At 73.1% G+C, this 26,593-nt stretch carries 21 protein-coding genes; 12 read left to right on the top strand and 9 right to left on the bottom strand.

Translation table 11 applies throughout. The features are described 5' to 3' along the window. Positions 1-27 precede the first annotated feature (27 nt). The 4 genes from ACIBST_RS47535 to ACIBST_RS47550 all read right to left on the bottom strand — a co-directional run bounded on the left by ACIBST_RS47535 (position 28) and on the right by ACIBST_RS47550 (position 6,629). Positions 28-1,716, bottom strand: coding sequence for a fibronectin type III domain-containing protein (locus ACIBST_RS47535; RefSeq protein ID WP_397180057.1), 1,689 nt, complete (start codon positions 1,714-1,716; stop codon positions 28-30). After that, positions 1,713-3,533 carry a cellulose binding domain-containing protein gene (locus tag ACIBST_RS47540; RefSeq protein ID WP_397180058.1) on the bottom strand — a complete coding sequence of 607 codons (1,821 nt, stop codon included), beginning with the start codon at positions 3,531-3,533 and terminating at the stop codon, positions 1,713-1,715. Before ACIBST_RS47540 ends, ACIBST_RS47535 begins: the two co-directional genes overlap by 4 nt. Positions 3,534-4,033: 500 nt before the next feature. Further along, entirely contained in the window at positions 4,034-5,863 is a 1,830-nt protein-coding gene (locus ACIBST_RS47545; RefSeq protein ID WP_397180059.1) for a M14 family zinc carboxypeptidase, read from the bottom strand. 73 nt (positions 5,864-5,936) lie between these two features. After that, positions 5,937-6,629 (bottom strand): nitroreductase family protein, encoded by a 693-nt coding sequence (locus ACIBST_RS47550; RefSeq protein ID WP_397180060.1) that lies wholly within the window; start codon positions 6,627-6,629, stop codon positions 5,937-5,939. 94 nt (positions 6,630-6,723) lie between these two features. On the opposite strand from ACIBST_RS47550, the gene ACIBST_RS47555 reads away from it, so the two are divergent. Genes ACIBST_RS47555 through ACIBST_RS47565 form a run of 3 tightly spaced genes read left to right on the top strand, consistent with a single transcriptional unit; the run spans position 6,724 to position 8,910 of the window. Further along, positions 6,724-7,236, top strand: coding sequence for an Lrp/AsnC family transcriptional regulator (locus ACIBST_RS47555; RefSeq protein WP_397180062.1), 513 nt, complete (start codon positions 6,724-6,726; stop codon positions 7,234-7,236). Positions 7,237-7,240: 4 nt separating this feature from the next. Continuing rightward, positions 7,241-8,152 carry an ATP-binding cassette domain-containing protein gene (locus tag ACIBST_RS47560; protein WP_397180063.1) on the top strand — a complete coding sequence of 304 codons (912 nt, stop codon included), beginning with the start codon at positions 7,241-7,243 and terminating at the stop codon, positions 8,150-8,152. After that, a complete protein-coding gene (locus tag ACIBST_RS47565) occupies positions 8,149-8,910 on the top strand; it encodes an ABC transporter permease (RefSeq protein WP_397180064.1) in 762 nt (253 codons plus the stop codon). Before ACIBST_RS47560 ends, ACIBST_RS47565 begins: the two co-directional genes overlap by 4 nt. Before the next feature lie 110 nt (positions 8,911-9,020). Here ACIBST_RS47565 and ACIBST_RS47570 read toward each other — a convergent pair whose 3' ends face one another. The 3 genes from ACIBST_RS47570 to ACIBST_RS47580 all read right to left on the bottom strand — a co-directional run bounded on the left by ACIBST_RS47570 (position 9,021) and on the right by ACIBST_RS47580 (position 14,610). Then, positions 9,021-12,230: a BTAD domain-containing putative transcriptional regulator gene (locus ACIBST_RS47570; protein WP_397180065.1), complete on the bottom strand. Its 3,210-nt coding sequence runs from the start codon at positions 12,228-12,230 to the stop codon at positions 9,021-9,023. Between the two features lie 377 nt (positions 12,231-12,607). Then, positions 12,608-13,207: a hypothetical protein gene (locus tag ACIBST_RS47575; RefSeq protein ID WP_397180066.1), complete on the bottom strand. Its 600-nt coding sequence runs from the start codon at positions 13,205-13,207 to the stop codon at positions 12,608-12,610. An 11-nt stretch (positions 13,208-13,218) separates the two neighbouring features. Next, positions 13,219-14,610: a selenium-binding protein SBP56-related protein gene (locus tag ACIBST_RS47580; RefSeq protein ID WP_397180067.1), complete on the bottom strand. Its 1,392-nt coding sequence runs from the start codon at positions 14,608-14,610 to the stop codon at positions 13,219-13,221. A gap of 106 nt (positions 14,611-14,716) precedes the next feature. Here ACIBST_RS47580 and leuE point away from each other — a divergent pair, with 106 nt between their 5' ends. Together leuE and ACIBST_RS47590 are read left to right on the top strand one after the other, a co-directional pair. Next, a complete protein-coding gene (gene leuE / locus ACIBST_RS47585) occupies positions 14,717-15,370 on the top strand; it encodes a leucine efflux protein LeuE (RefSeq protein ID WP_397180068.1) in 654 nt (217 codons plus the stop codon). A gap of 217 nt (positions 15,371-15,587) precedes the next feature. Continuing rightward, complete coding sequence (locus tag ACIBST_RS47590) at positions 15,588-16,229, top strand: VC0807 family protein (protein ID WP_358283851.1); 642 nt, start codon at positions 15,588-15,590, stop codon at positions 16,227-16,229. On the opposite strand, the gene ACIBST_RS47595 is transcribed toward ACIBST_RS47590, so the two are convergent. Both ACIBST_RS47595 and ACIBST_RS47600 read right to left on the bottom strand, forming a co-directional pair. Then, complete coding sequence (locus ACIBST_RS47595; RefSeq protein WP_397180069.1) at positions 16,137-17,105, bottom strand: hypothetical protein; 969 nt, start codon at positions 17,103-17,105, stop codon at positions 16,137-16,139. The two genes, ACIBST_RS47590 and ACIBST_RS47595, sit on opposite strands and share 93 nt — an antisense overlap. A 17-nt stretch (positions 17,106-17,122) precedes the next feature. Then, positions 17,123-18,298, bottom strand: a complete 1,176-nt coding sequence (locus ACIBST_RS47600; protein WP_397180070.1) for a sensor histidine kinase — start codon at positions 18,296-18,298, stop codon at positions 17,123-17,125. 392 nt (positions 18,299-18,690) lie between these two features. Between ACIBST_RS47600 and ACIBST_RS47605 the strand changes: the two genes are divergently transcribed. The 7 genes from ACIBST_RS47605 to ACIBST_RS47635 all read left to right on the top strand — a co-directional run bounded on the left by ACIBST_RS47605 (position 18,691) and on the right by ACIBST_RS47635 (position 26,581). After that, on the top strand, positions 18,691-19,308 hold the full coding sequence (locus ACIBST_RS47605; protein ID WP_397180071.1) for a DedA family protein: 618 nt from the start codon (positions 18,691-18,693) through the stop codon (positions 19,306-19,308). 36 nt (positions 19,309-19,344) lie between these two features. After that, entirely contained in the window at positions 19,345-20,157 is an 813-nt protein-coding gene (locus ACIBST_RS47610) for a DMT family transporter (RefSeq protein WP_397180072.1), read from the top strand. Positions 20,158-20,238: 81 nt separating this feature from the next. Continuing rightward, the gene (locus tag ACIBST_RS47615) at positions 20,239-21,450 is read left to right on the top strand and encodes a glycosyltransferase (RefSeq protein WP_397180073.1); all 1,212 of its coding nucleotides are present in this window, start codon (positions 20,239-20,241) and stop codon (positions 21,448-21,450) included. Next, the gene (locus ACIBST_RS47620) at positions 21,447-22,121 is read left to right on the top strand and encodes a DUF998 domain-containing protein (protein ID WP_397180074.1); all 675 of its coding nucleotides are present in this window, start codon (positions 21,447-21,449) and stop codon (positions 22,119-22,121) included. Before ACIBST_RS47615 ends, ACIBST_RS47620 begins: the two co-directional genes overlap by 4 nt. Before the next feature lie 59 nt (positions 22,122-22,180). Then, positions 22,181-22,948: a cytochrome P450 gene (locus ACIBST_RS47625; RefSeq protein ID WP_397180075.1), complete on the top strand. Its 768-nt coding sequence runs from the start codon at positions 22,181-22,183 to the stop codon at positions 22,946-22,948. After that, a complete protein-coding gene (locus ACIBST_RS47630; protein WP_397180076.1) occupies positions 22,945-23,691 on the top strand; it encodes an isocitrate lyase/phosphoenolpyruvate mutase family protein in 747 nt (248 codons plus the stop codon). Before ACIBST_RS47625 ends, ACIBST_RS47630 begins: the two co-directional genes overlap by 4 nt. 7 nt (positions 23,692-23,698) lie before the next feature. Next, positions 23,699-26,581, top strand: coding sequence for an AfsR/SARP family transcriptional regulator (locus ACIBST_RS47635; RefSeq protein ID WP_397180077.1), 2,883 nt, complete (start codon positions 23,699-23,701; stop codon positions 26,579-26,581). Positions 26,582-26,593: the final 12 nt, after the last annotated feature.

The raw sequence follows: 26,593 nt of genomic DNA on the forward strand, positions 1-26,593 counted from the left end.
CCGGGGGTGGCGGGCCGCCTCAGCGGGTCAGAAACCAGCGGTGATCTTGGTGAACTCCCAGTTGTCCTGGGCGATGCCGCTGCAGTTCTCCGCGACGCCGCCGCCGGGGCAGGGGCGGTCGCGGTTGACCGACCAGAACGCGAGCCTGGTCAGGCCGTGGGAGCTGGCGTAGTCGCGGATCTGGGTCCAGGTGCTCTGGTTGGTGAGCTCCTGCTGGTCGGACAGGCCGTTCATGCCGGAGATGCCCATGTGGGCGTACGCCTGGGCGTCGGTCCAGCCCTGGGCGGTCTTCAGGGCGTTCTTGAGCCCTTCGGCCGCGTTGACGGTGTTCTGGTACATGTTGGCGCCGCCGCCGAAGTCGAACGGCATGATCGTGTAGTTGTCGATCGGCACCGCCAGTTCCTTGGCGCGGTTGATCAGCCGGGTGCCGTAGTAGGTCGGGCCGGTGGTCGCGGTGCCGAAGGTCACGGCGATCTTGACGTTGGGGTTGCTCGACTTGACGATCTTGAGGGCGTTCAGGATGCGGTCCTGGACGGTCAGGTTCTCGAACTCGTCGGTGTTCTCGATGTCGAAGTCCACCACGGCCGGGCCGACGGCGTTGATGACCTTCTGCACCGCGCCGGCGAACAGTTCGGGCGTGGAGCAGTTGGGGCCGAGCTTGTTGCCCTGCCAGCCGCCGAAGGACACCTGCACGCTGCCGCCGGCCGCCTTGATGGCCGAGATGGCCTGCGCGTCCTGGCCGCCGGTCAGCGGGCGCTGCCCGTCCCAGGCCGGGTTGCAGCCGTTGCTGGCCAGGATGAAGGCCATCGTGAACGACTTGATGCCGGTCGCGTTCATGACCGTGGTGGGCGAGGGCGGGTCGCCCCAGCCGGTGTAGAGGTAGGGCGCGCCGGGCATCTTGCCGCCGGTCGGGCAGCCGGTCGTGGTCGCCGAGACGTCACGTCCGGCCGACTCGCCGACCGAGTTGTACGCCTTGACGGTGTAGGTGTGGCTCTGGCAGGCGCTCAGCCCGGAGATCGTCGTGCTGGTCCCGGTGACCTCGGCCTTCTGGGTCGCGCCCTCGTAGACGCGGTACCCGGTCACCGTGCCGGAGGAGGCGCCCCACGACAGCGCGATGCTGGTGTCGGTCACGGTCGTGGTGACCGTGCCGGGCTGGCCGGGCGTGCCGGTGCCGCCGGGGGTGGTGACGCTGAGCGCGTTGCCGGGGCCGGACAGGTTCCCCGCGGCGTCGCGGGCCCGCACGGTGTAGCTGTAGGTGGTCGAGGCCGTCAGCCCGTTGTCGGTGTACGTCGTGCCGGTCGCGGTGCCGACCTGGGTGCCGCCGCGGTAGACGTTGTAGCCGGTCACGCCGACGTTGTCGGTGGAGGCGTCCCAGGCCAGGCCGGCGCTGGTGGCGGTGACGCTGGTCGAGCGCAGGTTGCCGGGCACCGACGGCGGGGTGGTGTCGCCTCCGCCGCTGCCCTGCTTCCACAGCGCGGGGACGTTCGGCGGCTCCCAGCCGGGCTGGGAGGTGTGACCCTGGAGGGCCACGTAGTCCACGCCGTTGTAGGTGACGGCGGCGCCGGTGGCGTAGGCGGTCCACGGCGCCCAGGCGGCGGCCAGCTGCTGCTGGGCGGCGGCGCCGTAGGCGGTGGGGACGCCCGTGGCCAGGCCGGCCCCGGTGAGGGCGATGGCCAGGCCGGCCACCGAGCTGATCAGTCTGCTACGTAATCTCATGGCATTCCCTGAAGGTGCGGCTTGACGGTCTTGGAGAAGGACCAGTTGTTGCTGGCGTCCCAGTTGATGGACCAGGTCATCGCGCCCCGGATGTCCGGGTAGGCGCGCGGCGGCACGAAGGAACCGCAACTGGTGCGCTTGGCCAGGCAGTCGAGCGCCTGGTTGACGAGGGAGGGCGAGACGACGCCGCCGCCCGCGGCGCCGGGCCCGGCCGGCAGGCCCAGTGCCACCTGGTCGGGGCGCAGGCCGTTCTCCAGCTGGATGCAGGCCAGGGCGGTCATGAAGTTGACCGTCCCCTGCGAGTACGCCGCGGACTGGTCGCAGCCGAGCATGGAGCCCGAGTTGTAGTACTGCATGTTGACGACGGTGAGGATGTCCTTGATGTTCAGGGCGAGCTTGAAGTACTCCATCCCGGTCGACTGCATGTCGATGGTCTGCGGGGCCATCATGATGATCAGGCCGCTGCCCGCCTTCGCGCGCAGCGCGCGCAGGGCCTGGCCCATGTAGGTGGCGTTGAGGCCGTTCTCCAGGTCGATGTCCACGCCGTCGAAGCCGTAGCTCTGCATCAGCGCGTACACCGTGTCGGCGAACTTGGTGGCGGCCGCGCCGCTGGCGACCTGCACGCGGCCGGCCTCGCCGCCGACCGACAGGATGACCTTCTTGCCGCGCTGGTGCAGCGCCTGCACGTCGGCCTTGAACTGGGCGTCGGTGTAGCCGCCGAGCGCGGTGGAAAGGCCCGGGTCGACCGAGAAGACGACCTCGCCCGCGGTGGAGGTGGCCTCGCCGAAGGCGACGGCGACGACGTCGTACTCGTTGGGCACGGCCGACAGCTTGAGCTCGGTCGCGGCGTTGACGAAGTTGTGCCAGTAGCCGGTGAGGAAGTGCTTGGGCAGCGGGTCGCTGGTGCAGCCGGGGGTGGTGAAGGTCGCGGCGTCGCTGGGCGGGCCGTCGCCGGCCGCGTTGGAGGCGGTGACCGTGACCGAGTACGAGGTGCAGGCGGTCAGGCCGGTGAGGGTGTGGGAGGTGCCGGTCACCGTGGCGACCTGGGAGCCGTTGAGGCGGACCTGGTAGCCGGTGGCGCCGTTGACCGCCGGCCAGCCGAGCGTGGCGCCCGTCTGGGACGTGCCGGTCACGGTGATCGGGCCGGCCTTGCCGGGCACGCCGGTGCCGCAGCCCGTGGTGGTCGCGGTCACGGCGTCGCCGGCGGCCGACTCGCCCGCCGAGTTGTACGCCTTGACGGTGTAGGTGTGGCTCTGGCAGGTCCCGAGGCCGGAGATCGTCGCCGTGGTGCCGGTGACGGTGGCCTTGACGGCGCCGCCTTCGTAGACGCGGTAGCCGGTCACCGTGCCGGAGGAGGCGCCCCAGGACAGGGCGATGCTGGTGTCCGTGCTGGTCGCGGTGGCCGTGCCGGGCTTGCCGGGGACCTCGACGGTCGTGCCGCCGCAGGAGGAGCCGTTCAGCGTGCAGCCGGTGATGCCGGGGAAGTTGCCCGGGGCGCCGTTGAAGCCGAAGCTCGTGCTCGCCCCGGCCGCCAGCGGTCCCGCCCAGCTCGGCGCGGTGAACGTGTAGTGCTGGCCGCTCCTGGTCATGACCGCGTCCCAGGCGGACGGGATGGAGAACCCGGCCGGCACGTCGAACTGCACGTTCCAGGCCAGGGGGGCGGTGGCGCCGTTGACGACGGTGACCTTGCCCTCGAAGCCGGACCCCCAGTCGGCGACCTTGACGAAGGTCGCGGTGGCGGCGGCGGCCTGGGCGGGCAGGGCCAGGAGACTCAGTGCGAGGGTCGCGAGCGCTAAGAGGATCGCGCGAAATCTCACTGTCGATTTCCGTTCTTCTGGCGTGCCGTACGGCTTGCACCGGGGGGTGAGAGCGCAAGCCGTACGGCACGGGCCCGTGGAGGTGAGACACGGGCCTTTTCGGGGGGTGTCGGCGCAGGCCGGGGAGACGCGAGGCGCGCGCGGAGCTTGCAGCGGCAGTCAGGGCCGATGCGTCCGGCCGGGCCGCGTGACCGCTCCAGCGGCTGGGAAGAGGTGGGGGGTGTGCACGCCCGCAGCGCCGGGGGCGTGGGAGAAGGGGTCGTTCGGGCGGATGTCTCCGCAGCTCAGCAGCGAGTCATGCGGGCGGCGAGCGAGTCATGGGCCATCCGATCCATGATTTCTTTTAGGAAAGTTTCCTAAGAGTTGTCGCGATCGTAGCCTTGACACCCTGTGCTTACAAGACCCAATCACGTGATGGCCCGCGACGTGCCGAAACGCGGCGGCAACGGCGGCGCCCCCTCGCCCGGACCGGGTCCGGACGTGGGGGCGCGACAGTCCGGTCAGGGCTGCTGGGTGATCTTGACGTCGTCCACGCCCGCCTCCACCAGGGAGGCCCCGGAGGCGTCGGCCGCGTCGATGAGGATGCGGACCGTCTGGCCCGCGTAGGGGGTCAGGTCGGCCGACGCCACGGCCCAGGCGCCGTTGCGGTTCGTGGCCGCGCCGGCCTGCTGGAACACGGTGGTCGTGGTGCCGCCGACCACGCGGACCCGGAAGTAGTCCGCGCTGGAGGCGTTAGAGCCGTGCGCGAGGTACCACGACAGCGACAGGCTCAGCGTGCCCGTCGAGGGCAGCGTGATCGGCGGTGACTGGATCGAGCTGACGCCGCCGTCGAGGTCGTAGTCACCGGCCGCGGCACCCGCCAGACGGCCGGTCACCAGGTCGTTCGTGCCGCTGACCGTGGTGCCGAGCTGCTTGGCGCCCGAGGAGGTGGTCGCCTCGGGGTCGCCGCGCTCCCACGCGCCCGTGGTGGCGGTGTCGGTGCCGGACGGGTTCGCCGTCCAGCCGGTCGCCGTCTCGAACGTGTCGGACCAGACCGTCACCGGCGGCGTGCCGGTGCCGCAGTACTGGGACTCCTTGCCGATGATCCGGTAGACGCAGTCGGAGTACTCCAGGAAGCGCAGCACGGCCTCCTTGTTGCGGGTGGTCTGCGGGACGATCTGCTCGTCCGGCGGGTAGAAGCCGGGGCTCGCGCCGACCGGGTACATCTCGAACGTGAAGCTGAAGATCTTGTACTGGCCCCACATCCAGTCGTCGATCGTCCCGTCGGTGATGTAGAGGTCGCTGGACTGCTCGGGGGTGTAGCCGTTGGTGCCGGCCATGTTCTGGCCGAGGGTGGCGTGGGCGTCCCGGTCGTCCTGGGTCAGGCCGGGGGCGGTGTCGTTGTAGGTGTAGCCGTAGGGCCACAGGACCAGCTCGCTGTAGGTGTGCCAGTCGAGGTTCGTCCTGATCTGCTGCACGCCGCCGACGACCCGGCTGCGCACCCAGTCGGCCGCCGCCTTGACCTCGGGGGCCGACTCGGCGCTCGCGCCGCGGTAGGTCTCGCTGGAGGTCGATCCCGAGGAGCCGCCGCAGCAGCCCCACTGGTAGGCCCAGTTGCGGTTGAGGTCGGTGCCGACGGCCGAGGAGCCGGAGTTCGGCTGCCGGTTCTTGCGCCAGGAACGGTAGGTGCCGCTGGCGATGTCGTACTCGCCGCCGTCCGGGTTGAGGTCCGGCATGATCCAGATCTCACGGGTGTTGACCAGGTTCGTGATCCTGGCGTCGGTGCCGTAGTTGTCGGCCAGCAGGTGCATGATGTACAGCGCCATCTCGACCGTGAGGTGCTCGCGGGCGTGCTGGTGGGCGGTGAACAGCACCTCGGGCTCGGCCTCGTCCGTGCCCACGTTGTCGCTGATCTTGACCAGGCGCATCGCCCGTCCCTCGTACGAGGTGCCGAACGTGCTCTGGCTCATGATCCCCGGATGGGCCGCGACCAGGGTGTTGATCTCGGCCGTCATCTCCGCGTAGTTGTGGTAACCGGAGTCCGACGGCGGGAAGTCGAACGTCCCGACGGCGTCCGGCGGCGCCGGGCGCGGGGCCGCCGCCACCCGGTAGCCGAGCCGCCTGATGGCCGCGATCTCCGCCTCCGTGGCGGTGACCAGCACCGAGTCCGCCTGCACGTCCTCGATGGCGGCGCCCGTCGCCGCGACGGCGCTGCGCTGCCGGGCGTCGGCCGGGCCGGAGACCCGGTACTGCTTGTTCGCCGGTGGTTCCGCGCCGGCCCCGGCGCCGGTCATGCCGGTCAGGCTGACCATGCCCAGGACCGCCAGCAGGATGAGTAATCGGCGTTTCACCTCGTCCTCCTCGCCCGCGCGGGACTGGGGGGTTTGACCCGCGCCTGAACTGAGAGTGAAGACGTTGGGTGCCCTAGGAAAGGCCCAATTTTCCGTCGAACCGGATCAACGCCTCTGCCAGCGGTTTCCTGGCGAGATCGGGCACCTCGGCGTCGGGGGCGGCGTACCCGACGGGGAACAGGATGTAGGGCCGCTCGTTGGCCGGGCGTTCGCAGATCTCGCTGAGGAAGGCCATCGGGTTGGGGGTGTGGGTGAGCGTGGACAGTCCCATGGCGTGCAGGGCGGTGATGAACAGGCCGCAGGCGATGCCCACGCTCTCGTTGACGTAGTAGTGCTTGACCTTGCCGCCGCCGGGGCGCACGGCGTACTTCTCGGCGAAGCACACCACCAGCCACGGCACGACCTCCAGGTAGCCCTTGTCGGAGGTCGTCTCCAGCGGGGCCAGCGCCTCGCGCCACTCCTGCGGGAGCCTGCCGCCCTCGTAGTTGCGGCGCTCCTCCTCCTCGGCCGCCTCGCGGATGCGCCGCTTGGTCGCCGGGTCGCCGATCGCCACGAACTTCCACGGCTGCTGGTGCGCGCCCGACGGCGCGGTGTTGGCCGCCCGCACGGCCAGCTCGACGCACCGGTACGGCACCGGCTCGTCGCTGAAGAACCGCACGCTGCGCCGCCGGTCGGCCAGCGCGCAGAACTCCTCCCCGCGCTTGATCATCTCGTCGGCCTCGTAACGTTCGGGCCGGTAGGGGACGAACGGAAACTGGTGCTCCATAAGATCCGCAGTCTCGGCACGACCGGCCGGTCTGACAACACCGCTCGCCGTATGCTGCCGATCTGACAGCCGAATCGGCTTTTGGGAGGCGAATATGCCGGCACGTCGCCGCGGGCTCGACGATCTGGACCTGCGCGTCCTGCGCCTGGTCGCCGACCGGCCGCGCAGCGGGCTGCTGGAGATCGCCCGGCTGCTCGGGGTGGCGCGGGGGACCGTACAGGCCAGGCTGGACCGGATGGCCGCGGACGGCGTGATCACCGACTACGGCCCCAACCTGTCCCCCGCCGCCCTCGGCTACCCGGTGCAGGCGTTCACCACCCTGGAGGTCGAGCAGGCCGCCCGCGAGCACATCTCCAGGACCCTGGCCTCCATCCCCGAGCTGCTCGAAGCCTGCATCGTGACCGGTCCCGGCGACGTCTGGTGCCGCGTGGCGGGCCGCGACAACGAGCACGTCCAGCGGGTGATCGACCGGATGCTGACGATCCCCGGGGTGCGCCGGAGCACCACCGTCATCGCGCTGTCGACCGTCGTGGGGCACCGGGTCCTGCCGCTGGCGGCGGCTGACAGGCAGGTGCCAGGCAGCTGCCAGCCCCCTCCGCGACCGTGAGGGCATGACATACGCGATCGAAGCGGAAGGGCTCGTCAAGCGGTACGGCGACAAGACCGCGCTGGACGGCGTCGGCCTGCGGGTCAGGACCGGCACCGTGCTCGGCGTGCTCGGCCCCAACGGCGCGGGCAAGACCACCGCCGTCCGCATCCTGGCCACCCTCGCCGCCCCCGACGCCGGCCACGCCACGGTCGGCGGGCACGACGTCGTCACCCAGGCCCGCCGGGTCCGCGAGCTGATCGGCCTGACCGGCCAGTACGCCTCGGTCGACGAGAAGCTGACCGGCACCCAGAACCTCCTGCTCGTCGGCCGCCTGCTCGGCCTGTCCAGGACGGCCGCCAGGGCCAGGGCCGCCGAGCTGCTGGCCAGGTTCGGCCTGGAGGAGGCGGCTGGCCGGCCGGCGGCCGGTTACTCGGGCGGCATGCGCCGCCGGCTGGACCTGGCGGTCAGCCTGGTCAGCCGGCCCCGGATCCTGTTCCTCGACGAGCCGACGACCGGCCTCGACCCGCGGGCCCGCGGCGACCTGTGGGACGTGGTCAGGGAGCTGGTCGCGGACGGGGTGACGGTCCTGCTGACCACCCAGTACCTGGAGGAGGCCGACCAGCTCGCCGACGACCTGCTGGTCATCGACCGCGGCCGGGTGGCGGCGAGCGGCACGCCGGCCGAGCTCAAGTCGCTGGCCGGCGGCCACCGGCTGGACGTCCGGCCGCTGCACCCCGCCGACCTGGAGAAGGCCGGCTCGATCCTCGGCGCCACGGCCGTGGACGGGCTGCTCAGCGTGCCCGTGCACGACCTGGCCGCCCCGCCCGACCTGCTCAGGCGGCTGGACGACGCCGGGATCGTGCTGGCCGAGCACGCCCTGCGCCTGCCCTCACTCGACGACGTCTTCCGCACACTCACCGGAGCAAGCTCATGACCACCGCGCTCTCCCAAGGGCTGACCCTCGCCTGGCGCAGCCTGATCCCGCTGAAGAACAACCCCGGCCAGCTCGCCGGGCTGCTGCTCCAGCCCGTCTTCATGATCGTCATCTTCGTCTACCTGTTCGGCGGGGCTGCCGGGGGCGACCGGGCGGGCGCGGTGTCGTACATGCTGCCCGGCGTGCTCGTCCAGGTCGCGCTGATGGCGACGATCACGACGGGCATGAACCTGGCCACCGACATCGGCAACGGCGTCTTCGACCGGTTCAGGACCATGCCGATCGCCAGGTCGGCGCCGCTGGCCGGGCGCATCATGGCCGACCTGCTGACCCTGCTGATCACCATCGCCATGTCGCTGGCCGTGGGGTACGCCGTCGGCTTCCGCGTGCGGACCGATCCGCTGAGCGCGCTGGCCGGGATCGGCCTGGTGCTGCTCATGGTGACGGCGCTGAGCTGGGGGTCGGCCTGGATCGGGCTGGTGGCCAGGTCGGTCGCCTCGATGCAGGGCATCGCCACCGCCGTGCTGCTGCCGCTCACGTTCGGCAGCAGCGCCTTCATCCCCGCCACCGGCCTGCCGGGCTGGCTGACCTGGTGGATGGGCGTCAACCCGGTCTCGCACCTGGCCGGCGCGCTGCGCGGTCTCCTGGTGGGCGGGCTGGCGGCGTCCGACGTGTGGATCACGCTCGGCTGGGCCGCCGCGCTGCTCGCCCTCTTCGCCCCCTTCGCCCTTCGTGCCTACAACCGCAAAGTGCGATGACCGCGCCGCTGCGTGCAACCGTGAAGTGCGATCACCGCGCCGCAGCGTGCAACCGTGAAGTGCGATCACCGCGCCGCAGCGTGCAACCGTGAAGTGCGATCACCGCGCCGCTACGTGACGCCGGCGGCCATCGCGTAGAGCTCGGCCGGCGGCAGGGCGGCGCCCTCGGCGAAACGGCGTTCGAAGAGCTCGTCGCCGAGCGCCTTCCTGGCCGCCGCGCGTCCTTGCGTGGTGTCGGGCGAGGTGTCCTCGGGGACGACCGCCGACGCCCCGCCGAACAGCACCGCCGCCCGTTCCTGGTCGCCCGCGGCCTGCGCCGCCAGCGCGAACCCGGCCAGCGTCATCGACAGCAGCGGCCGGTCCGGGCTGACGTCGCCGAGGACGTCGAGCGCCTGGCGGTGCCGGGCCAGCGCGGCGTCCAGGTCGCCGGCGCGGGCCAGCGCCCGGCCGTAGGAGATCAGGTACACCGCGGTGATCTGCGGCACCCGGGGGGCCGCGGCCACGACGCCGTCCATGTCCCGGTAGATCGCCAGGCTGCCGGCCAGGTCGCCGCGCCGCTCCCGGTACGCGGCCTCGCCCAGGCCGAGCAGCGCCAGCGTCCACGGCGACGTCTCCTCGCCCACCCGGGACCTGGCCGTGGCGAGGTCGGCGCCCGCGCCGTCCAGGTCGTCGACCCGCAGCCGGAGCTGGGCGAGCCGGATCAGGGTGGAGATCGACTCGTCGTCGCTGATCCACTCGCTGGTCAGCGACCTGGTCTCGGCGATCAGGTCGTCGGTGCCTGCGCCGCGCTCGGCCCGCAGGTCGGCCAGGCCCAGCAGCGCCTCGCTCAGCCCCCAGCGGTCGCCGAGCCGCCTGAACCCCTCGACCGCCCGTTCCAGCTCCCGCTCCCGATCCGCCCCCGATCGCAACCGGCCGCCGATCATCAGGGCGGCGGACGACAACCACAGGTCGTCGCTGCCGGCGTAGTCGCCGATCAGCTCGGCCGCCCGCTCGTCCTGCCCGGCCGCCGCGGCCATGACGACCCTGCTGATCAGCAGCAGCGGATGCACCGGCCCCTCCTGGGCCGCCCGCTCCACCAGCTCCTCCATCCGGGCCGACAGGTCCAGCATGGCCGCGCGGTCGTTGCTGATCGTCCCGAACACGTCGACGCCGTAGGCGAACATGCACGACGTGTACGCCTCCGCGAGCCCCGGCGGCGGCGTGTCCCCGGCCAGGTCGAGTGCCTGCCTGGCCCAGGCCGCGCTCTCGCGGCGGTAGCCGCACATCCACCAGTACCAGTTGAGCGCCCCGCACAGCCGCAGCGCGGGCCCGGCGTCCCGGCGGTCGATCAGCCAGCGCAGGGCCGCCGCGAAGTCGTCGCGTTCGGCCGCCAGGCGTTCGATCCACTCCACCTGCGTGGCGGTGCGCAGCTCGGGCACCGCGCGTTCGGCCAGGTCGAGCAGGTGGTGGGCGTGCCGGTCGCGGTACTCGGCGGTCTCGCCGGCCTCGGCCAGGCGGTCCAGGGCGTAGGCGCGGATGGTCTCCAGCATCGAGTAGCGGCCTTCGGGCGACAGGCGCACCAGGGACTTGTCGGCCAGCGCGCCGAGGACGTCGGCCGTGCCGCCGCACACCTCCTCGACGGCCTCCAGGGTCGCGCCGCCGGCGAACACGCCGAGCCGCCTGGCCAGCACGCGTTCCCGCTCGTCGAGCAGGTCCCAGCTCCACTCCACGACCGCCCGCAGCGTCTGCTGGCGCGGCAGCGCGGTACGGCTGCCGCCGTCGAGCAGCCTGAACCTGTCGTCCAGGCGGTCGGCGAGCTGGCGCGGAGTCATCGTGCGCAGCCGGGCGGCGGCCAGTTCGATGGCCAGCGGCATGCCGTCGAGCCTGCGGCAGAGCGCGACCACGGCCGCCGCGTTGCCCTCGTCCACGGCGAACGACGGCCGGGCCGCCGCCGCCCGGTCGACCAGCAGCCGCACCGACGGGTACGCCGCCGCCTCGGCGGGCCCGGCCCCCGCCGGCGGCGGTTCGAGCGGCGGGAGGGGCAGCAAGCGCTCGCCCGGCACGTTGAGCGGCTCTCTGCTGGTGGCCAGCACCCGCAGCTCGGGGCACTCGTCGAGCAGGCGCTCGACCAGTACGGCCGCGGCCGCCACCACGTGCTCGCAGTTGTCCAGGACGACCAGCGCGGGCCGCTCGCCCAGCGCCTCGGCGACCTGCTCGACCACGTCCTTGGCCGCCTCGGGCGGGCGGTAGCCGGGGCCGTCGTCGCGCAGGCCGAGCGCGTCGAGCACGGCTCCGGGCACGCCGGCCGGGTCGCTGACGGAGGCCAGCTCCACCATCCACGCCACGACCGCCCGCCGGTCACCGGACCGGCCTGCGGCGCCACGCCCGGTCACCGCGGCCGTCCGGGGTGTGGCGGTTTCGGTGGCCAGCCGGAGGGCCGCCTCGGTGCCGGGTTCGGCGGCAGTGCCGGGTTCGGTGGCCAGGTGGAGGGCCGCTTCGGTCGCCAGTCTGGTCTTGCCGGCGCCGCCGGGCCCCACGAGGGTGACCAGCCGGTCGTGGCGGAGCAGGGCGGTGAGCTGCGCGAGCTCGCTCTCCCGGCCGATGAAGCTGGTGCGCGGCCTGCGTACGTTGCCCTTCGGCCGGCTCCTCGGCCACGCGGCCGGAGGCGGCTCCGCCGACAACACGGCCAGGTGCGCGGCCCGCAGTTCGGCGCCGGGATCGACGCCCAGCTCGTCGGCCAGCCGGTGGCGGGTGCGTTCGAACAGCTCCAGCGCCTCGGCCTGCCGTCCGGACGCGGCCAGCCCGCGCATGGCCAGCCCGACCAGCCGCTCGCGCAACGGGTGGGCCGTCACCTCGGCGGCGAGCTCGACCGGCCGTCCGGCCGCCAGCAGGCGCTCGGCCCTGGCCTCGACCGCCGCCAGCCGCTCCTGCTCCAGCGCGGTCGCCGCGTCCGCCAGGTACGGGACCGACGTGAGATCCGCCAGCGCCGCCCCGCGCCACAACGCCAGCGCCCGGCCGGCGTCCTCGCCCGCCAGCCGCCGGAACGCCAGCGCGTCCACCTGCTCGGCGGGGAGAGCGAGGGCGTACCCGCCGGGACGGCTGTCGATCACCTCGTCCGGCCTGAGCGCCGCCCGCAGCCGTCTGACCAGCGTCTGCAGCGCGTTGGCCGCGTTGGCGGGCGGCTCCTGCGGCCAGAGCACGTCGATCAGCCGCTCCGCCGTGACCGTACGGCCCGCTTCGAGCACCAGCACGGCCAGCAGCGCCCGCAGCCGGAGACCGCCGACCACGACCGGCCCCCCGTCGCCCTCGACCTCCAACGGCCCCAGGATGGATATCCGCACGCACCACATCCTGCCCTGCCTGCGCACATGCTCCGGCAGAGATCTTTCCCCCGCCCGTTTCCTCCCGGGGATGAACTCTTTCCACCGTCACGCGCACGCCGTCCGGTTCGTCTTCAAGGTGCTCGACATCCTGTTCCCGTCCCCGACCGAGGATGGCGACCAAGACCTACCGCTACCAGTCCGAGTACGCCCAGCTGTTCCGCGCCGAAGGCAAGGCGGAGGCCATGGCCGGGGGGCTCTTGCGGCTGCTGGACGGGCGAGGCGTGGAGGTGCCCGATGCCGTGCGGGAGGGTGTCACCGCCTGCACGGACATCGCCGTCCTCGAACCCTGGATCGACAGGGCCGTTCACGCCGACCGGCTCTGCGAGGTGTTCGGGTCAGGCCTGGAGGACGGTGAGGAGGCCGGCGGCGATCAGGGCCGCGGCCCACATGCGGTCCACGTTGAACCAGGCGCGGCGCAGGATCGTCAGGCCGAGCACCTCGTAGACCATCAGGGCCACCACGCCGGCCACCACGAACATGGCCAGCGTGTGCAGGGCGGCCACCGCCAGTCCTCCTGAGACGGCGTGCCCGGGATGGCCTTCAGCGCGCAGCCCGGTGAGCACGGGCAGCAGCATGAGCCCGGCGCCGTGGGCCGACGACATCAGGAACGACCACCCGGCGAGCTGGGCGAGCGACAGGCGCATGCCCACCCACCGGAAGTGGCGGGTGGACAGCAGCCGCCACAGCCCGAACGCCACCAGCACCAGCCCGCCCGCCACCGGCAGCGCCGCGCCCGTCACCAGGGAGCCGGTGACGGCCACGATCAGGGCGACCAGGGCCACCGACGCCAGGTGGCCCAGGGCGATCACGGGGATCGACTGGAGCAGCAGGTCGCGGCTGCGCTCCTGCAGGCCGCGGGCCACCGCGAAGAGCCAGCCCATGGCCGGGTTCAGGCCGTGGAAGGCCCCGAGCAGCAGGACCGTCGCGGTGCTCATGGCGGGCATGGTCACGGGTAGCAGTAGGAGTCGGAGGAGGCGTCGCCGCCCTGGAGGCGCACCTGGTGGGGGCGCAGGCCGCGGAAGGCGTCGCCGTGGGGGAAGAAGGCGGTGTCGAAGGTGAAGGAGCCGGCGTCGACCTTGGCGAGCCAGGCTCCGACGCCCTCGGGGTAGAACTGGTCGTCCCAGGAGCCGTACAGGGAGTTGGTGAGGTAGACGCGGCGGCCGTCGCGGCTCACCTCGACCATCTGGGGGCCGCCGCGAAGCGGGAGGCCGGGCTCGGCGGGGTGCGGGGTGCGCCGGGTGATGCCGCCGATCCGCAGCGATCCCAGCTCGACCGGCTTGTACGGGTCCGACACGTCGTACTGCTTCAGCTCCCCGGTGCCCCAGCACGAGACGTACAGGCGCTGGTCGTCCACGGAGAGGGCGATGTCGGTGACCAGCGGCGGCACGGCGGCGAACGGTTGCAGCACGGGCGGCAGCAGGGCGGGGTCGGCCGGTTCGGCGGGGATGGTGATGACCTTCCGCGCCTGCCAGCGGCCGTCCTCGTGGAACCACAGCCAGACGGAGGCCGACAGGTCCTCGACGCTGGTGACCACGCCGACGAAGCCGTACAGGCGGGTGGGGTCGTGGGCGGGGCGCAGCTCCAGCGGCATCTGGTGCTGGTCGCCCAGGTCCACCTCCTGGACGTGCCGGCGCTTGCGCAGGTCCCAGAAGTGCAGCTTGTGGCCGTACTTGCGGCCGAGCAGCAGCTCGCCGACCACGCCGTCCTCGATCATGGACGGCGTGCCCCACTCCGAGGTGATCAGCACGTCGTGGTTGATGTGCCACCAGAAGTCGTAGGCCAGGTACTGCGGCCCGCGGTCCAGCTCCCACCGGCCGAGCACCTCGAAGGAGGTGTGGTCGAGCACGGCGATGCCGCCGGGGCCCTCGGCGCCGTCCGCGCCGCCGAGCGCCGAGACGTACAGGCCCTCGGGGCCGCAGTGGACGGTGTGCGGGCGGGAGTAGCCCGCCCGCCTGGCCAGCGACTCGGCGTCGATCACCTTGACCAGCTCGGGGCTGATCCGGTCCTTGGTGTCGTAGATGTGGATGCGCGAGGAGCGCAGGCCGGGGACGACCAGGTAGCGCCGCTCGACGTGCGGGTGCGGCGCGTTGGGGCACAGGGCGCTGCTGCAGGCGTTCCAGCCGAAGTGGTGCAGCTCGTCACCGGTGCCGGGCAGGTCGGTCCAGCCGATGACCGTGCCGTAGGCCGGGGAGGCGGGGTCGGTGTCGAGCACGGCCAGCGCGTCCGGACGGTTCGCCGACCGGTCGAAGGCGGCGACGTAGGCCAGCTTCTCCACGGGGGCCTCGACGGCGTCGCGCGGGGAGGGGTAGAACGTGGGGTCGGGGGTCCAGAGAGCCATGACTCCAGATATTCACGAGTATCCCTACTGGGTCAATAGGCATCAGCATCGCAAAGCACAGCCCACGACTGACTGAATCGGCACATATCACGCGATACCGTTAAGCGTGTTCTTCGGTATCACGGACATCTGGACCTACGTCGTCGGCGCCTTCTTCATCGTGCTGCTCCCCGGCCCGAACTCCCTGTACGTCCTCAGCTTCGCCGCCCAGCACGGCGTCCGGCAGGGCTACCGGGCGGCGGCGGGCGTTTTTCTCGGCGACACCGTCCTGATGGTGCTCGCCGCCGCCGGGGCCGCGTCCCTGCTGCGCGCGACGCCCGTGCTGTTCACCGTCGTCAAGTACGCCGGCGCGGCCTACCTGGCCTGGATGGGCTTCCAGATGATCCGCGGCGCGGTAAGGGCCTGGCGGGCCCGCCCGGCGGCGGCCGACGACGCCGGGGCGGCCCCCGTGCGGCAGGCCCGGCCGTTCCGCAAGGCCCTGACGATCAGCCTGCTGAACCCGAAGGCGATCCTGTTCTTCCTGTCGTTCTTCATCCCGTTCGTGGACCCCGGGTACAGCGCCCCCTGGTTGTCGTTCCTCATCCTGGGCGCGGTGATCCAGATCTTCAGCGTGCTCTACCTCACCACGCTGATCTTCTCCGGCACGTTCCTGGCCGGCCAGTTCCGCCGGCACAGGAAGCTGAGCGCGGGCCTGACCTCGGGCGTCGGCGCGCTGTTCCTCGGGTTCGGCGCCAAGCTCGCCACGGCGTCACTCGGCTGAAAGCCGGGTTCAAGGGTGAGCTGGTTTCGTATGGAACAGATGGAACGCGGCAAAAGCGGCAGTCCTACTCGCCGGGCTCCGGTACGGTAGGCCACCGGCCTTCGGAGTCGCACCGGGCGGAGTCGCACCCGGCGGTGACGACGACCGGTCCATCCGGCAAGCCTGGACCCCCGAAGCCCGGGTAGACGCTGATCGTCGGCCTATCTGCGGAGCAGCCTTGAACCACCATCCGGTCGCACTCCCCCGTCTGACCGCGCTCGCCCGTCAGGCGGCCCCCCGCCTGCTCGAAGGCGTGGTCGCCCCCCTGCTGGTGTTCTATCTCGCCATGGTCGTGCTGGGCTTCAAGTGGGCCCTGGTGGCCACGGTCTCCTGGGTGTACCTCGGCGTGGCCTGGCGGCTGATCAGGGGGATCAAGGTGCCCGCCACCATGTTCCTGGCCGCGTTCGCGGTCACGGTGCGGGCCCTGGTGTCGTTCTGGACGGGCACCTGGATGTGGTTCTTCATCCAGCCGGAGCTGGGCACGATCTGCATCAGCATGGTCTTCCTGGCCTCCGTCCGGCTCAACCGGCCGCTGGTGCAGAAGCTCACCCTCGACTACATCCACCTGCCGTCGGCCGTGCTCAAGCACGAGCGGGTGCGCAGGTTCTTCGCCAGGATCACGCTGCTGTGGGCGTTCGTGCTGCTGGCCAACTCGACGCTGAGCATCTTCCTGGCCGTCTACGAGAAGCTGGAGGGCTCGCTCGGCGCGTTCATGGTGCTGCGCACCTCAGCGGTGGCCGTGATCAGCGGGCTGGCGATCACCTTCTCGATCCTGGCGTTCAAACGCGTCCTGGCCAGGCTGCACGTGGCCCACGCCTGACCGTTCGGCCAGCAGGAACGCTCCACACATCCCCATCACCAGCCCGGTCAGCATGCCGAACAGCTCGGCGAAGTCCGCCACCCCCGTGCCGCCGTAGGCCAGGGGGCCGCCCGTGGACCTGACGATCATCGAGAACAGCCCCCACCCGAACAGCGAGCCCGACCCCAGCCAGGCCAGGGCCAGCGGCCGCCAGAACGGGCCGGTCCCGCGCCGCCTGACCAGGGCCACCAGCGCGGCCGCCCCGCCCACCGCGAGCAGAGCCTTCAGCCCGTTCTGGACGGCCTGGACGGTCCCGTCGAAGGCCATGACGACCCGCAGCGCCCCGACGGCGGTCGCCACCAGCAGCGCGCCCCACGCCACCACCTCCTGAAACGATCGGGTCGCGCTCGGGAAGGCCAGCCTGACAGGGGTGGCGAAGACGGCGGGCCAGCGGTCGCGGGCGTAGAGGGCGAAGGCCGTCGTGAGGGCGACGCCGAGGGTGATGAACCCGCCGTAGACGACCAGGTAGACCCAGGTCTGGATCGGGCCGCCACTGAAGATGGCCAGGCCGCCGACGAGCACGATCAGCGGGGTCGTGACGGCCAGCACCGACAGCAGGCCGGTGCCCGCCCAGAGCGGCAGCAGCACCAGCCAGGCGGGCAGCCGCATGCCCCAGCGCATGGTGAAGGCCAGCGCCAGCAGCAGCCCGGCGGCCTCCATGGCGAAGGTCAGCGCGTTCATCCCCAGCATCTGCCCGTTGTCCATGAGCGCCGGGTCGGAGACGCCGACGGGGTCGCCGGTCAGCCAGAGCGTCTTGATCGTGAGGTAGGGCAGCGTGGCGGCGACCGCCACGATCGCGGCGGTGAGCCGGCCGATGCCCGCTCGCTGTTTCGTCATGCCCCCGATCGTGCGCCTCAGGCGGGCCGGTCCCCTCCCGAGCGGCGGGGATCCGCCTCCCCCTCGCGGGGGAGCTCGACGGCCAGGCGGAAGCCGTCGCCGTCGGGGCCCGCGGTCAGCGTGGCGCCGGCCAGCCGGACGCGCTCGCGCAGCCCCGCCAGCCCCAGCCCGCCGCGCCGGGCGCTGGGACGCGAGCTCGGCGGGCCGTTGCGCACGACCACCCGGTGCGGCGCGACCGACACGGCGACCGCCGCGCCCGGCGCGTGCTTGGCCGCGTTCGTCAGCCCTTCCTGGACGACGGCGTGCGCCAGCTCCGACGACGCCCCCGGCGCCAGCTCCAGGGTGATCGACATGCCGGAGTCCCTGGCCCGGCCGACCAGCTCGGCGACGTCCTCGCCCACCGGGGACAGCGGGGCCTCCTCGGCGTCCTCGCGCAGCAGGCCGATGATCTGGCGCAGCCGCTCGGTCGCGTCGGCCGCCGCCATGCGCAGCTCGCCGGCCGCCTTGACCTGGGCCGGGCCGAGGCCGGGGGCGACTTCGAGCCCGCCGGCGCGCACCGCGATCAGCGCCAGGTCGTGGCCGAGCGAGTCGTGCATCTCGCGGGCGATCCTGGCCCGCTCGCGCAGCCGCGCCTGCGCCTCGACCGACAGCCGCGCCTGCCGCCGCTGCTGGAGCACGCCCCGCCGGAGCAGCCCCAGCAGGTACGGCGCCAGGTACGTGCCGACGAGCCCGGTGCCCATCGACACCCACAGCGCCAGGTCACCGCCCTGGAGCAGCACGACCCCGCAGCCGATGGCCGTGATCAGGCAGAACACGGCGCCCGCGGGCCACAGCCGGGCCATGCGCCGGCCGGTGAGGTAGGCGTACCAGATGATGAACGGCGAGGTCGCGAGCAGCGGCAGGATCTTGACGTCGCGCCGGGGCAGCAGCCACGTCAGGTCCACCGTCGCGAAGCCGTCGGTGAAGCGCCACGGGCCGAGCGGCAGCAGCAGCACCAGCGCCGCCAGCGGCCAGGGCCGGCCCACGAGCACCGCCAGCGCGGCCAGGCCCACCCTGGGCAGCGTCACCGTCGCGAACCCGGCCGGGTCGACGAACGGGTCGGGGCCCATGGCGGTCACGAAGACGCCCAGCACGGCCCACAGCAGCAGGTCGAGGACGACCTGACGGCGGCTCTCACGACGCAGACGGTTCACGCACCGACGGTATCCGCCGTCCGGCGGGGCCGGTCCCGCCCGAAGGTCATGCGGCACCCCTGACGAAAGTCAGGGTGGGGTCCGGTGCAGTGATCACGGTGGGGCTAACCCCACCTGAAAGGCGGATACCTCCTCTCCTGTTTCCGGGGCGCGCAACCGGTTTGATCGTGGGTGTCACACGGAAGTCGCACCTCCGCCCCTGACGAAAGTAGGGGGTGGCGCGTGCCGATGGGCCGATGTGCCACGACCTGCGGAATTTCTACCTTCGTGGGGTAGGCGGCCCTGACCCTCCTAGGGGACGGGCCCGCGTTCGACCCGGGGCATCCCCGATGTCCCCGGTCCGCTCACGCCGACAGGCTTTGTGAGTGCCCTGACGATCGGAGTCCACGCATATGTCGCACGCCATTCTCGACCTCGTCCAGCAGGTGATGTCATCGCCATGGCTGTACGTGGCGCTGTTCGCCCTGGCGCTGCTCGACGGGTTCTTCCCCGTCGTGCCCGCCGAGACGTCGGTCATCACCGCGGCGGTGTTCGCCGCCTCCGGCCAGACCAACCTGGCCCTGGTGATCGTGGTCGCGGCGCTCGGCGCGTTCGTGGGCGACCACGTGTCGTACCTGATCGGCAACAAGTCGGCCAGGCGGCTGCGGGACAGGAAGGCGTTCGTCTGGGCGCGCGGCGCGCTGGCCGAGCGGGGCGGAATGGTGCTGATCGTGGCCAGGTACATCCCCGGCGGACGGACCGCGACGACGCTGACCATGGGCGCCGTCGGGCATCCGCTGCGCTCGTTCACCTTCTTCGACGCCATCGCGGCGAGCTCGTGGGCGGTGTACTCCGGGCTGATCGGCTTCTTCGGCGGCATGGCCTTCGAGAACGACCCGATCAAGGGCCTGCTGCTGGGCCTCGGCATCGCGCTGTCGATCACCGGGCTCGTCGAGCTGGTGCGGTGGGCCAGGAAGCGGCGCGCCACCCAGCCTTCCCCGGAACGCCTTCCGGTGGACACGTCCGTTTGACCCTGTCCGGCAACCATCCGTCTGAAAGGAGTGCGCATGAGTGTGCTGGCCGCGGCGATCGCGCTGGTCGGTTCGCTGTTCTTCGCGCTCGGGGCCGCGCTGCAGCAGTTCGAGGCGGCGGGCTCGGCGAAGCCCGCGCTGCTGACCCTGCTGCGCAGGCCGCGCTGGCTGCTCGGCGGCGTCTCCATCGTGACGGGCGGCGGCCTGCACATCGTCGCCCTCGGGCTCGGCCCGCTGACCGTGGTGCAGCCGATGGGGGTGGCCAGCCTGCTGTTCGCGCTGCCCATCGCCGCCGCGCTGCACGGCCGCCGGCCCTCCCGCAAGGAGCTGGCCGCGGCGGGCGTGGTCGCGGCCGGGCTGATCGGCCTGGTGCTGCTGGTGCCCGAGTCCGACGGGCCGACGTACCTGGCGCCCACGGGCGTGCTCACCCTGCTCGCCGTGGCCGGCGTCGCGGCGGTGCTGCTGTGGGCGGGCTCGAAGGCGGCCTCCCCCGCCGGCCGGGCCGCGCTGCTGGCCACCGGCTCCGGCGTCCTGTACGGCGCGACCGCCACGCTCATGCGCGTCCTCGTGGACGGCGGCTGGAACTGGTGGTACCTGCTGGCCCTGCCGGTCCCGCTGCTGCTGGCGCTGATGATGCTGCAACGCGCCTACGCCGTCGGGCACTTCGGCGTCTCCTTCGCCTCGCTGCAGATCGCCGACCCGCTCACGGCGGTGGCCTTCGGGGCGCTGCTGCTCGGCGAGCCGCTGCCGTCCGGCCTCGCGCCGATCGCGGCCGCCGCCCTCACCGCGGCGGGCACGTTCGCCCTGGCCAGGACGTCCCCGCTGGAGGCGCGCAACGACCTCGCCTGATCACCTCCCCTGACCGAAACCCCCTGTTCGTCCATCGGCCCTCCCCCAGCCGTCCCCCCTTGTGAAAGCGGAGTCACCGTCATGGCCATGCCCCTGCGCAACGTCACCGACCACGCCCAGCTCGCCCCCGCCCCCGAACGTCCCCGCCGCGTCCTGATCTCGACCGACACCTATCCCCCCGACGTGAACGGCGCCGCCTACTTCACCCACCGCCTGGCCACCGGCCTGGCCGCGCGCGGCAACGAGGTGCACGTGGTGTGCCAGTCGGAGGCCGGCCCGGCCAGCGCCGACGTGGTGGACGGCGTGATCGTCCACCGGCTGCGCTCGGCCCCGCTGCTGGTGCACCCGACCATGCGGGTCACCGTGCCGACCAGGCTCGACCGGCTGGTGGCCGACATCGACCCGGACGTCCTGCACACCCAGGGCCACTTCGTGGTCGGCCGGTCCGCCATCGCCGCCGCCCGGCGCCGCGGCGTGCCGGTCGTGGCCACCAACCACTTCATGCCCGACAACCTCTTCCAGTTCGGGCACGTCCCCGAGGCCCTGCGGGCCAAGGCGGGCCGGCTGGCCTGGCGCGACTTCAGCCGGATCTTCAAGCGCGCCGACCACATCACCACGCCGACCCCGCTGGCCGCCAAGCTCCTGGCCGACCAGGGCTTCTCCCGCGACGTCGAGGCCGTCTCGTGCGGCATCGACCTGGCCAGGTTCCACCCGCACGCCGAACCCAAGTCGTGGGCGCGCCGCCGGTTCGCGCTGCCCGACCGGCCGACCGCCCTGTTCGTGGGCCGCCTGGACGAGGAGAAGCACCTCGACGAGCTGATCCGCGCGCTGCCCCTCGTGCTCAACGAGACCGACGCGCAGGTGGCGTTCGTGGGCCGCGGCAACCAGCGGATGGAGCTGGAGAGACTGGCCAAGCGCATCGGGGTGGGCGACCGGGTGTTCTTCGTCGGTTTCGTGCCCGACGAGAGCATGCCGCAGGCGTTCGCCGCCGCCGACGTGTTCGCCATGCCGGGCGTCGCCGAGCTGCAGAGCATCGCCACGCTGGAGGCCATGGCGTCCGGCCTGCCCGTCGTGGCCGCTGACGCGATGGCCCTGCCGCACCTGGTGGACGGCAACGGCTACCTCTACCGGCCGGGCGACGTGGTCGCGCTGGCCAGGCACCTGACCGCCGTCCTCACCGACGACGACCTGCGCGCCCGCCTGGGCAACGCCAGCCGGGCGCTGGCGCTCACCCACGACGACCAGGCGTCGCTGGCCCGCTTCGAGCAGATCTACGACGAGGTGACCCGATGACCTGGCGTGCCGTGCCGGCCCCCGTGGCCGGGGCCGTGACCGCGGTGGCCGCCCTCGGCTACGCGCAGGCGGCCCTGCCCGAGCAGCCGCTGATCAGCGACTACGCGCTCGTCCCCGGCGGCATGCTGCCGGTGCTGGCCGGGACGCTGGCGCTGGCCGCCGCCTGCCTGTCGCTGGCGTACGGGCTGGCCGCCCGGGAGCCGGCGCGGACCGCCGCGACCCGCGTGCTGCTGCTGGCGGGGGCGGCCGGGCTGATGCTCAGCGCCATCTTCCCCACCGATCCCGGCATGTCGGACATCAGTACGCTCGGCGGGGAGATCCACCGCTGGTCGGCGGCCGTGGTCTTCACCGCGCTGCCGGTCGCCGGCTGGACCCTGGCCAGAGGACGGGCGGCGGCCGCGCGCTGGAGCGCGGTCAAGGCCCTCAGCCTGACCTCCGGGCTGACGCTGGTCGCATACCTGGCGGCCCACCCGGCCGCCGTCACCTCCTCGCTGATCGGCGGCCAGGCCTACTACGGGCTGCTCGAACGGGGGCTGGTGCTGGCCGAGATCGTGCTCGTCGTCGCCATGGCGCTGGCCGGCGCACCGGGCCGCGCCGCCGTGCGGGCGCAGGGCACGCGGGCCACCGGGGCGCCCGCGCAGCCCGAGAGCCCGCAGCGGCTGGCGGCCTGACCGGGATGCGCGACCATACTTCGTCCGCCGCCGAACGGTCGGCGGCCTAGCGTGGACCCATGCTCATCACCCACCACGCCGAAGCCAGGGCGGTGCTGTCGGACAGCCGGTACGTGCCGCCGCCCGTCCCGCAGGACGGCGAGCCGGGGACGCTCGCCTGGCTGCGGGCCCACGTGTCGCGCTTCAGCACCGGCGAGACGCACGCCGAACGCCGCCGCCTGGCCGTCGAGCGCCTGTCCGCCCTGGACCCGGCCGAGCTGCGGACGGCCGCCAGAGCCGCGACACGCGACCGCATCGGAAACCGTGACGGCGACTGGCACGGCGTGCCCACTGCCGTGCTCGGGGCCGCGCTCGGCGTGCCGGACACCTCGGCCGTGCCCGCCGCCGCGAGCGGCTACCTGTCGGGCGAGGGGAGCCCGCAGGCCGACGCCGCCGTCGCCGAACTGCTCGGCCTGACCGACCTGCCGGCCGTCACCCTGCTGCTCCAGGGCCACGCAGCCACCGAGTCGCTCATCGAGAACGCGCTCGCCCACGCCGTGCCGGGCGACGACCCCGAGGCGGTGCTGCGCGAGACGCTCAGGCAGGACCCGCCGCTGAAGGCCAGCCGCCGGCTCGACACCCGCACCGGCGAAGAGGTCACGATCGACCTGGTCGCGGCCAACCGCGATCCCGAGGTGTTCGCCGACCCCGACCGCTTCGACGCCTCCCGGGGCCCCGCCCCCCACCTGACGTTCGGGGACGGCCTGCGCCCGTGCCCCGCTCCCGCCCACGCCCTCGCGCTGGCCGCCGGCGTGCTCGACGCGCTCCTCGAAGGGACCCGCCGATGAACTTCCACGACCTGCACAAGCCGGGCGACCCGCTGCTGCTGCCCAACGCGTGGGACTACGGCTCGGCCGCGATCCTGGCCGCGCACGGCTTCCCCGCGATCGGCACCACCAGCCTCGGCGTGTCCGCCGTGCACGGCAAGCCGGACGCCGCCGGCGCGACCAGGGCCGAGACGATCGAGCTCGCCGAGACGATCAAAGACCTGGGCATGCTGGTCACGGTGGACATCGAGGGCGGCTTCAGCGACGACCCGCAGGAGGTGTCGGACCTGGTCGCGAGCCTGGCCGCGCTCGGGGTGGCGGGGGTGAACCTGGAGGACGGCCGTCCCGACGGCACGCTGCGCCCGGTCGAGCTGCACCGGCGGATCATCGAGGCCGCCACGGGCCACGGCGTGTTCGTCAACGCCCGCACCGACACCCACTGGCTGGGCACCGGCGACTGGCGCGAACGGGTGGACGCCTACGAGCACGCCGACGGCATCTTCGTCCCCGGGCTGTCCGACCCGGCGGAGATCGCCGAGGTCGTCGCGCGCACGCGGCTGCCGCTCAACGTGCTCTACCAGCCGGGCGGCCCCACGCTGGACCGGCTGGCCGAGGCGGGGGTGGCCCGGGTGAGCACCGGCTCGCTGCTCTACCGGGCCGCGCTCCAGGGCGCCCTGGCCGCCGCGCTGGGCGCGCAGGGCAAGGACGCCCCGGCGCTGCCGACGTACGGAGAAATCGCCGCACTCCTCCCGCAGACCCGATAATCGGGGCATGCGCTTCGAGATCCTCGGACCCACCAGCGTGCTGGACGAGGACGGCGCGCCGGTGGCGCTCGGCGGGCCGCGGGTGCGCGCCCTGCTCACCCTGCTGGCCCTGAACGCCGGCCGCGTCGTCGGCGCCGACCGGCTCGTGGACGACCTCTACGGCCCCCACCCGCCGGACGGCGTCGCCAACGCGCTGCAGTCCCAGGTGTCCAGGCTGCGCCGGGCGCTCGGCCGGGACCTGATCGAGTTCCACCCGGCGGGCTACCGGCTGGTCGCCGACCCGCACGACGTGGACGCGCGCCGCTTCGAGCTCCTTGCCCTGGACGGGCGCCGGGCGCTGGCCGCCGGGGACGCCGGGCGGGCGGCTGCGCTGCTGGGCGAGGCGCTGGAGCTGTGGCGGGGCGCGCCGCTCGCCGACGCGCCGCACGCGGTGTCGGCCGCGGCCGGGCTGGAGGAGCTGCGGCTGGCGGCCGTCGAGGACCGCCTCCAGGCCGACCTGGCGCTCGGGCGGCACCGCGACCTGGTCGCCGAGCTGCGCCGGCTCACCGCCGCCCACCCGATGCGCGAGCGCCTGCGCGCCCAGCTCATGCGCGCCCTGTACGGCAGCGGCCGGCAGGCCGAGGCGCTGGCCGTCTACGAGGAGGCGCGGCGGCTGCTCGACCGGGAGCTGGGCGTCGAGCCGGGCGCCGAACTGGCCGCCGCGCACCTCGCCGTCCTGCGCGCCGACCCGTCCCTCACCGCGCAGACCACCGCGCCGAGTCCCGCGCCCTTCCAGCCGCCGGTTCCCCCCTTCCTTCCCGAGCCCGGCGGGCCCGGCGCGTCGCCGGGCGGCGGGTTCAAGCAGGGGTTGCGGGCGCAGCTGACCAGTTTCGTGGGCCGGGCGGAGGAGCTGGCGCAGGTGAGCGCGCGGCTGCGGGACAGCAGGCTCGTCACGCTGATCGGCCCGGGCGGCGCGGGCAAGACCAGGCTGGCGCAGGAGGCGGCCGCCCAGGAGCCGGGCGACGTGTGCTTCGTGCCGCTCGCCCACGTGGCGGGCGCCGCCGGGGTGCCCGGCGCGGTGCTGGTCGCCCTCGACATCCGCGACGCCTTGCTGCCCGCGCCCCAGCGCGCCGCGGTCGGCCCGGTCACCCGGCTGCTCACCGCGCTGGCCGAACGCGACCTGCTGCTCGTCCTGGACAACTGCGAGCATCTGGTCGCTACCGTGGCCGAGCTCGCCGACGCGCTGCTGGCCTCCTGCCCCGGGCTGCGGGTGCTGACCACCAGCCGCGAGGCGCTGGGCATCACCGGGGAGTCGATCCTGCCGGTGTCCCCCCTGCGCCTGCCGCCGCCGGAGCCGGACGACCCGCTGGCGTACGCCGCCGTCCGGCTGTTCGCCGACCGGGCCGCCGCCGTGCGTCCGGGGTTCGCCGTGGACGCCGGCAACGCCGCGGACGTGGTGCGCATCTGCCGGGCGCTCGACGGGCTGCCGCTGGCCATCGAGCTGGCCGCGGCCCGCCTCCGCACGCTGCCGGTCGCCGACGTGGCGGCCCGCCTGGACGACCGGTTCCGGCTGCTGACCCGCGGCAGCCGTACGGCGCTGCCCCGCCACCAGACGCTGCGCGCGGTCGTCGCCTGGAGCTGGGACCTGCTGGACGACGCCGAGCAGCGCCTGGCCGCCCGCCTGAGCGTGTTCGTCGGCGGCGCCACGCCCGAGGCGGCCGAGCGGGTGTGCGGGCTGCCGGAGGAGGTGCTGTTCTCGCTGGCGGAGAAGTCGCTGGTGGAGTACGTCGGCGGCCGGTACCGCATGCTCGACACGATCCGGGCGTTCTGCGCAGAACGCCTGGCCGAGTCCGGCGAGACCGCCGCGATCAGGGACGCGCACACCGCCTACTACCTCGACCTGGTCCTGACCGTCGACCCGCTGCTGCGGACCGCCGATCAGCTCACCTGGCTGGCCCGCCTCGACCGGGAGAGCGACGACCTCGAAGCCGCCGTGCGCTGGACGACCGTGTCCGGGCGACCCGAGACCGGCCTGCGGCTGCTGGCGCACAGCGCCTGCTACTGGTGGATGCGCGGCCACCGCGGCGTCATCGCAGGGCTGGCCGCCGCGCTGCTGGCCAGGATCGGCGACGTCTGTCCCGCGGGCATGGAGGAGGAGTACGTCATGTGCCTGCTCGTCACCGCCTGGACGGGCGTGGCCGACGACGTCGTGCGCGAGCGGCTGGCCGAGGTGCGCGAGCTGCTGCCGATCGCCCACCTGCCGGAGCGGGTGGAGTTCCTGATGATGATGCGGTCGATGTTCACCGGGCCGCCGGGGGACGTCGAGAAGATCTACCGCGACCTGCTGGCCAACATCGAGGGGCTGCCGCCCTGGCAGCGGGCGTTGTCGTACAGCGGCGCGGGGTTCGTGCTGCAGATCCTGGGACGGGCCGAGGAGTCGCTGGCCACCTTCCGGCGCGCCCTGGCCGCCTTCCGGGCCATCGGCGAGCGCTGGGGGACGGTGCTGGTGCTGTCGGGCCTGGGCGAGCTGGCCTCCCGCGAGGGGGACTACGCGGCCTCGTACGCGCTGTCGGACGAGGCGCTGACGCTGGCCCGCGAGCTCGACGCGCGGGCGGAGATGGCCGAGGCGCTGTGCCGGCGCGGCGACGCGCTGCTCGGCATGGGCGAGCCGCTGGGCGGGCGGGCCGACTACGAGGAGGCCGCCGAACTGGCCCGCCGCGTCGGTTCCATGGACATGCTGGCCTGGGCGCACCTCGGGATGGCCGAGGTGGCGCTGATCGGCGGCGAGCGCGACGCCGCGCTGTCCCTGCTGGCCCAGGCCCGCGCGGAGTGCCCCGACGACTGGTACAGCACCGAGGACATCCGCAACCGCATCGACGAGGCCCTCGGCCGGGCGGTCAGCGAACGGTAGGCGGGCCGTCAG

Origin of the sequence: Nonomuraea sp. NPDC049684 (assembly GCF_044465345.1) — a bacterium.
Classification (GTDB): domain Bacteria; phylum Actinomycetota; class Actinomycetes; order Streptosporangiales; family Streptosporangiaceae; genus Nonomuraea.

Bases quoted from the DNA above. Each gene is read 5' to 3' on its own strand.
- ACIBST_RS47595 (WP_397180069.1), bottom strand. From the start codon at position 17,105: ATGACGAAACAGCGAGCGGGCATCGGCCGGCTCACCGCCGCGATCGTG.
- ACIBST_RS47550 (WP_397180060.1), bottom strand. From the start codon at position 6,629: ATGGAGCACCAGTTTCCGTTCGTCCCCTACCGGCCCGAACGTTACGAG.
- ACIBST_RS47555 (WP_397180062.1), top strand. From the start codon at position 6,724: ATGCCGGCACGTCGCCGCGGGCTCGACGATCTGGACCTGCGCGTCCTG.
- ACIBST_RS47565 (WP_397180064.1), top strand. From the start codon at position 8,149: ATGACCACCGCGCTCTCCCAAGGGCTGACCCTCGCCTGGCGCAGCCTG.
- ACIBST_RS47625 (WP_397180075.1), top strand. From the start codon at position 22,181: ATGCTCATCACCCACCACGCCGAAGCCAGGGCGGTGCTGTCGGACAGC.
- ACIBST_RS47630 (WP_397180076.1), top strand. From the start codon at position 22,945: ATGAACTTCCACGACCTGCACAAGCCGGGCGACCCGCTGCTGCTGCCC.
- ACIBST_RS47580 (WP_397180067.1), bottom strand. From the start codon at position 14,610: ATGGCTCTCTGGACCCCCGACCCCACGTTCTACCCCTCCCCGCGCGAC.
- ACIBST_RS47560 (WP_397180063.1), top strand. From the start codon at position 7,241: ATGACATACGCGATCGAAGCGGAAGGGCTCGTCAAGCGGTACGGCGAC.
- ACIBST_RS47635 (WP_397180077.1), top strand. From the start codon at position 23,699: ATGCGCTTCGAGATCCTCGGACCCACCAGCGTGCTGGACGAGGACGGC.
- ACIBST_RS47610 (WP_397180072.1), top strand. From the start codon at position 19,345: ATGAGTGTGCTGGCCGCGGCGATCGCGCTGGTCGGTTCGCTGTTCTTC.
- ACIBST_RS47575 (WP_397180066.1), bottom strand. From the start codon at position 13,207: ATGAGCACCGCGACGGTCCTGCTGCTCGGGGCCTTCCACGGCCTGAAC.
- ACIBST_RS47620 (WP_397180074.1), top strand. From the start codon at position 21,447: ATGACCTGGCGTGCCGTGCCGGCCCCCGTGGCCGGGGCCGTGACCGCG.
- ACIBST_RS47605 (WP_397180071.1), top strand. From the start codon at position 18,691: ATGTCGCACGCCATTCTCGACCTCGTCCAGCAGGTGATGTCATCGCCA.
- ACIBST_RS47535 (WP_397180057.1), bottom strand. From the start codon at position 1,716: ATGAGATTACGTAGCAGACTGATCAGCTCGGTGGCCGGCCTGGCCATC.
- ACIBST_RS47615 (WP_397180073.1), top strand. From the start codon at position 20,239: ATGGCCATGCCCCTGCGCAACGTCACCGACCACGCCCAGCTCGCCCCC.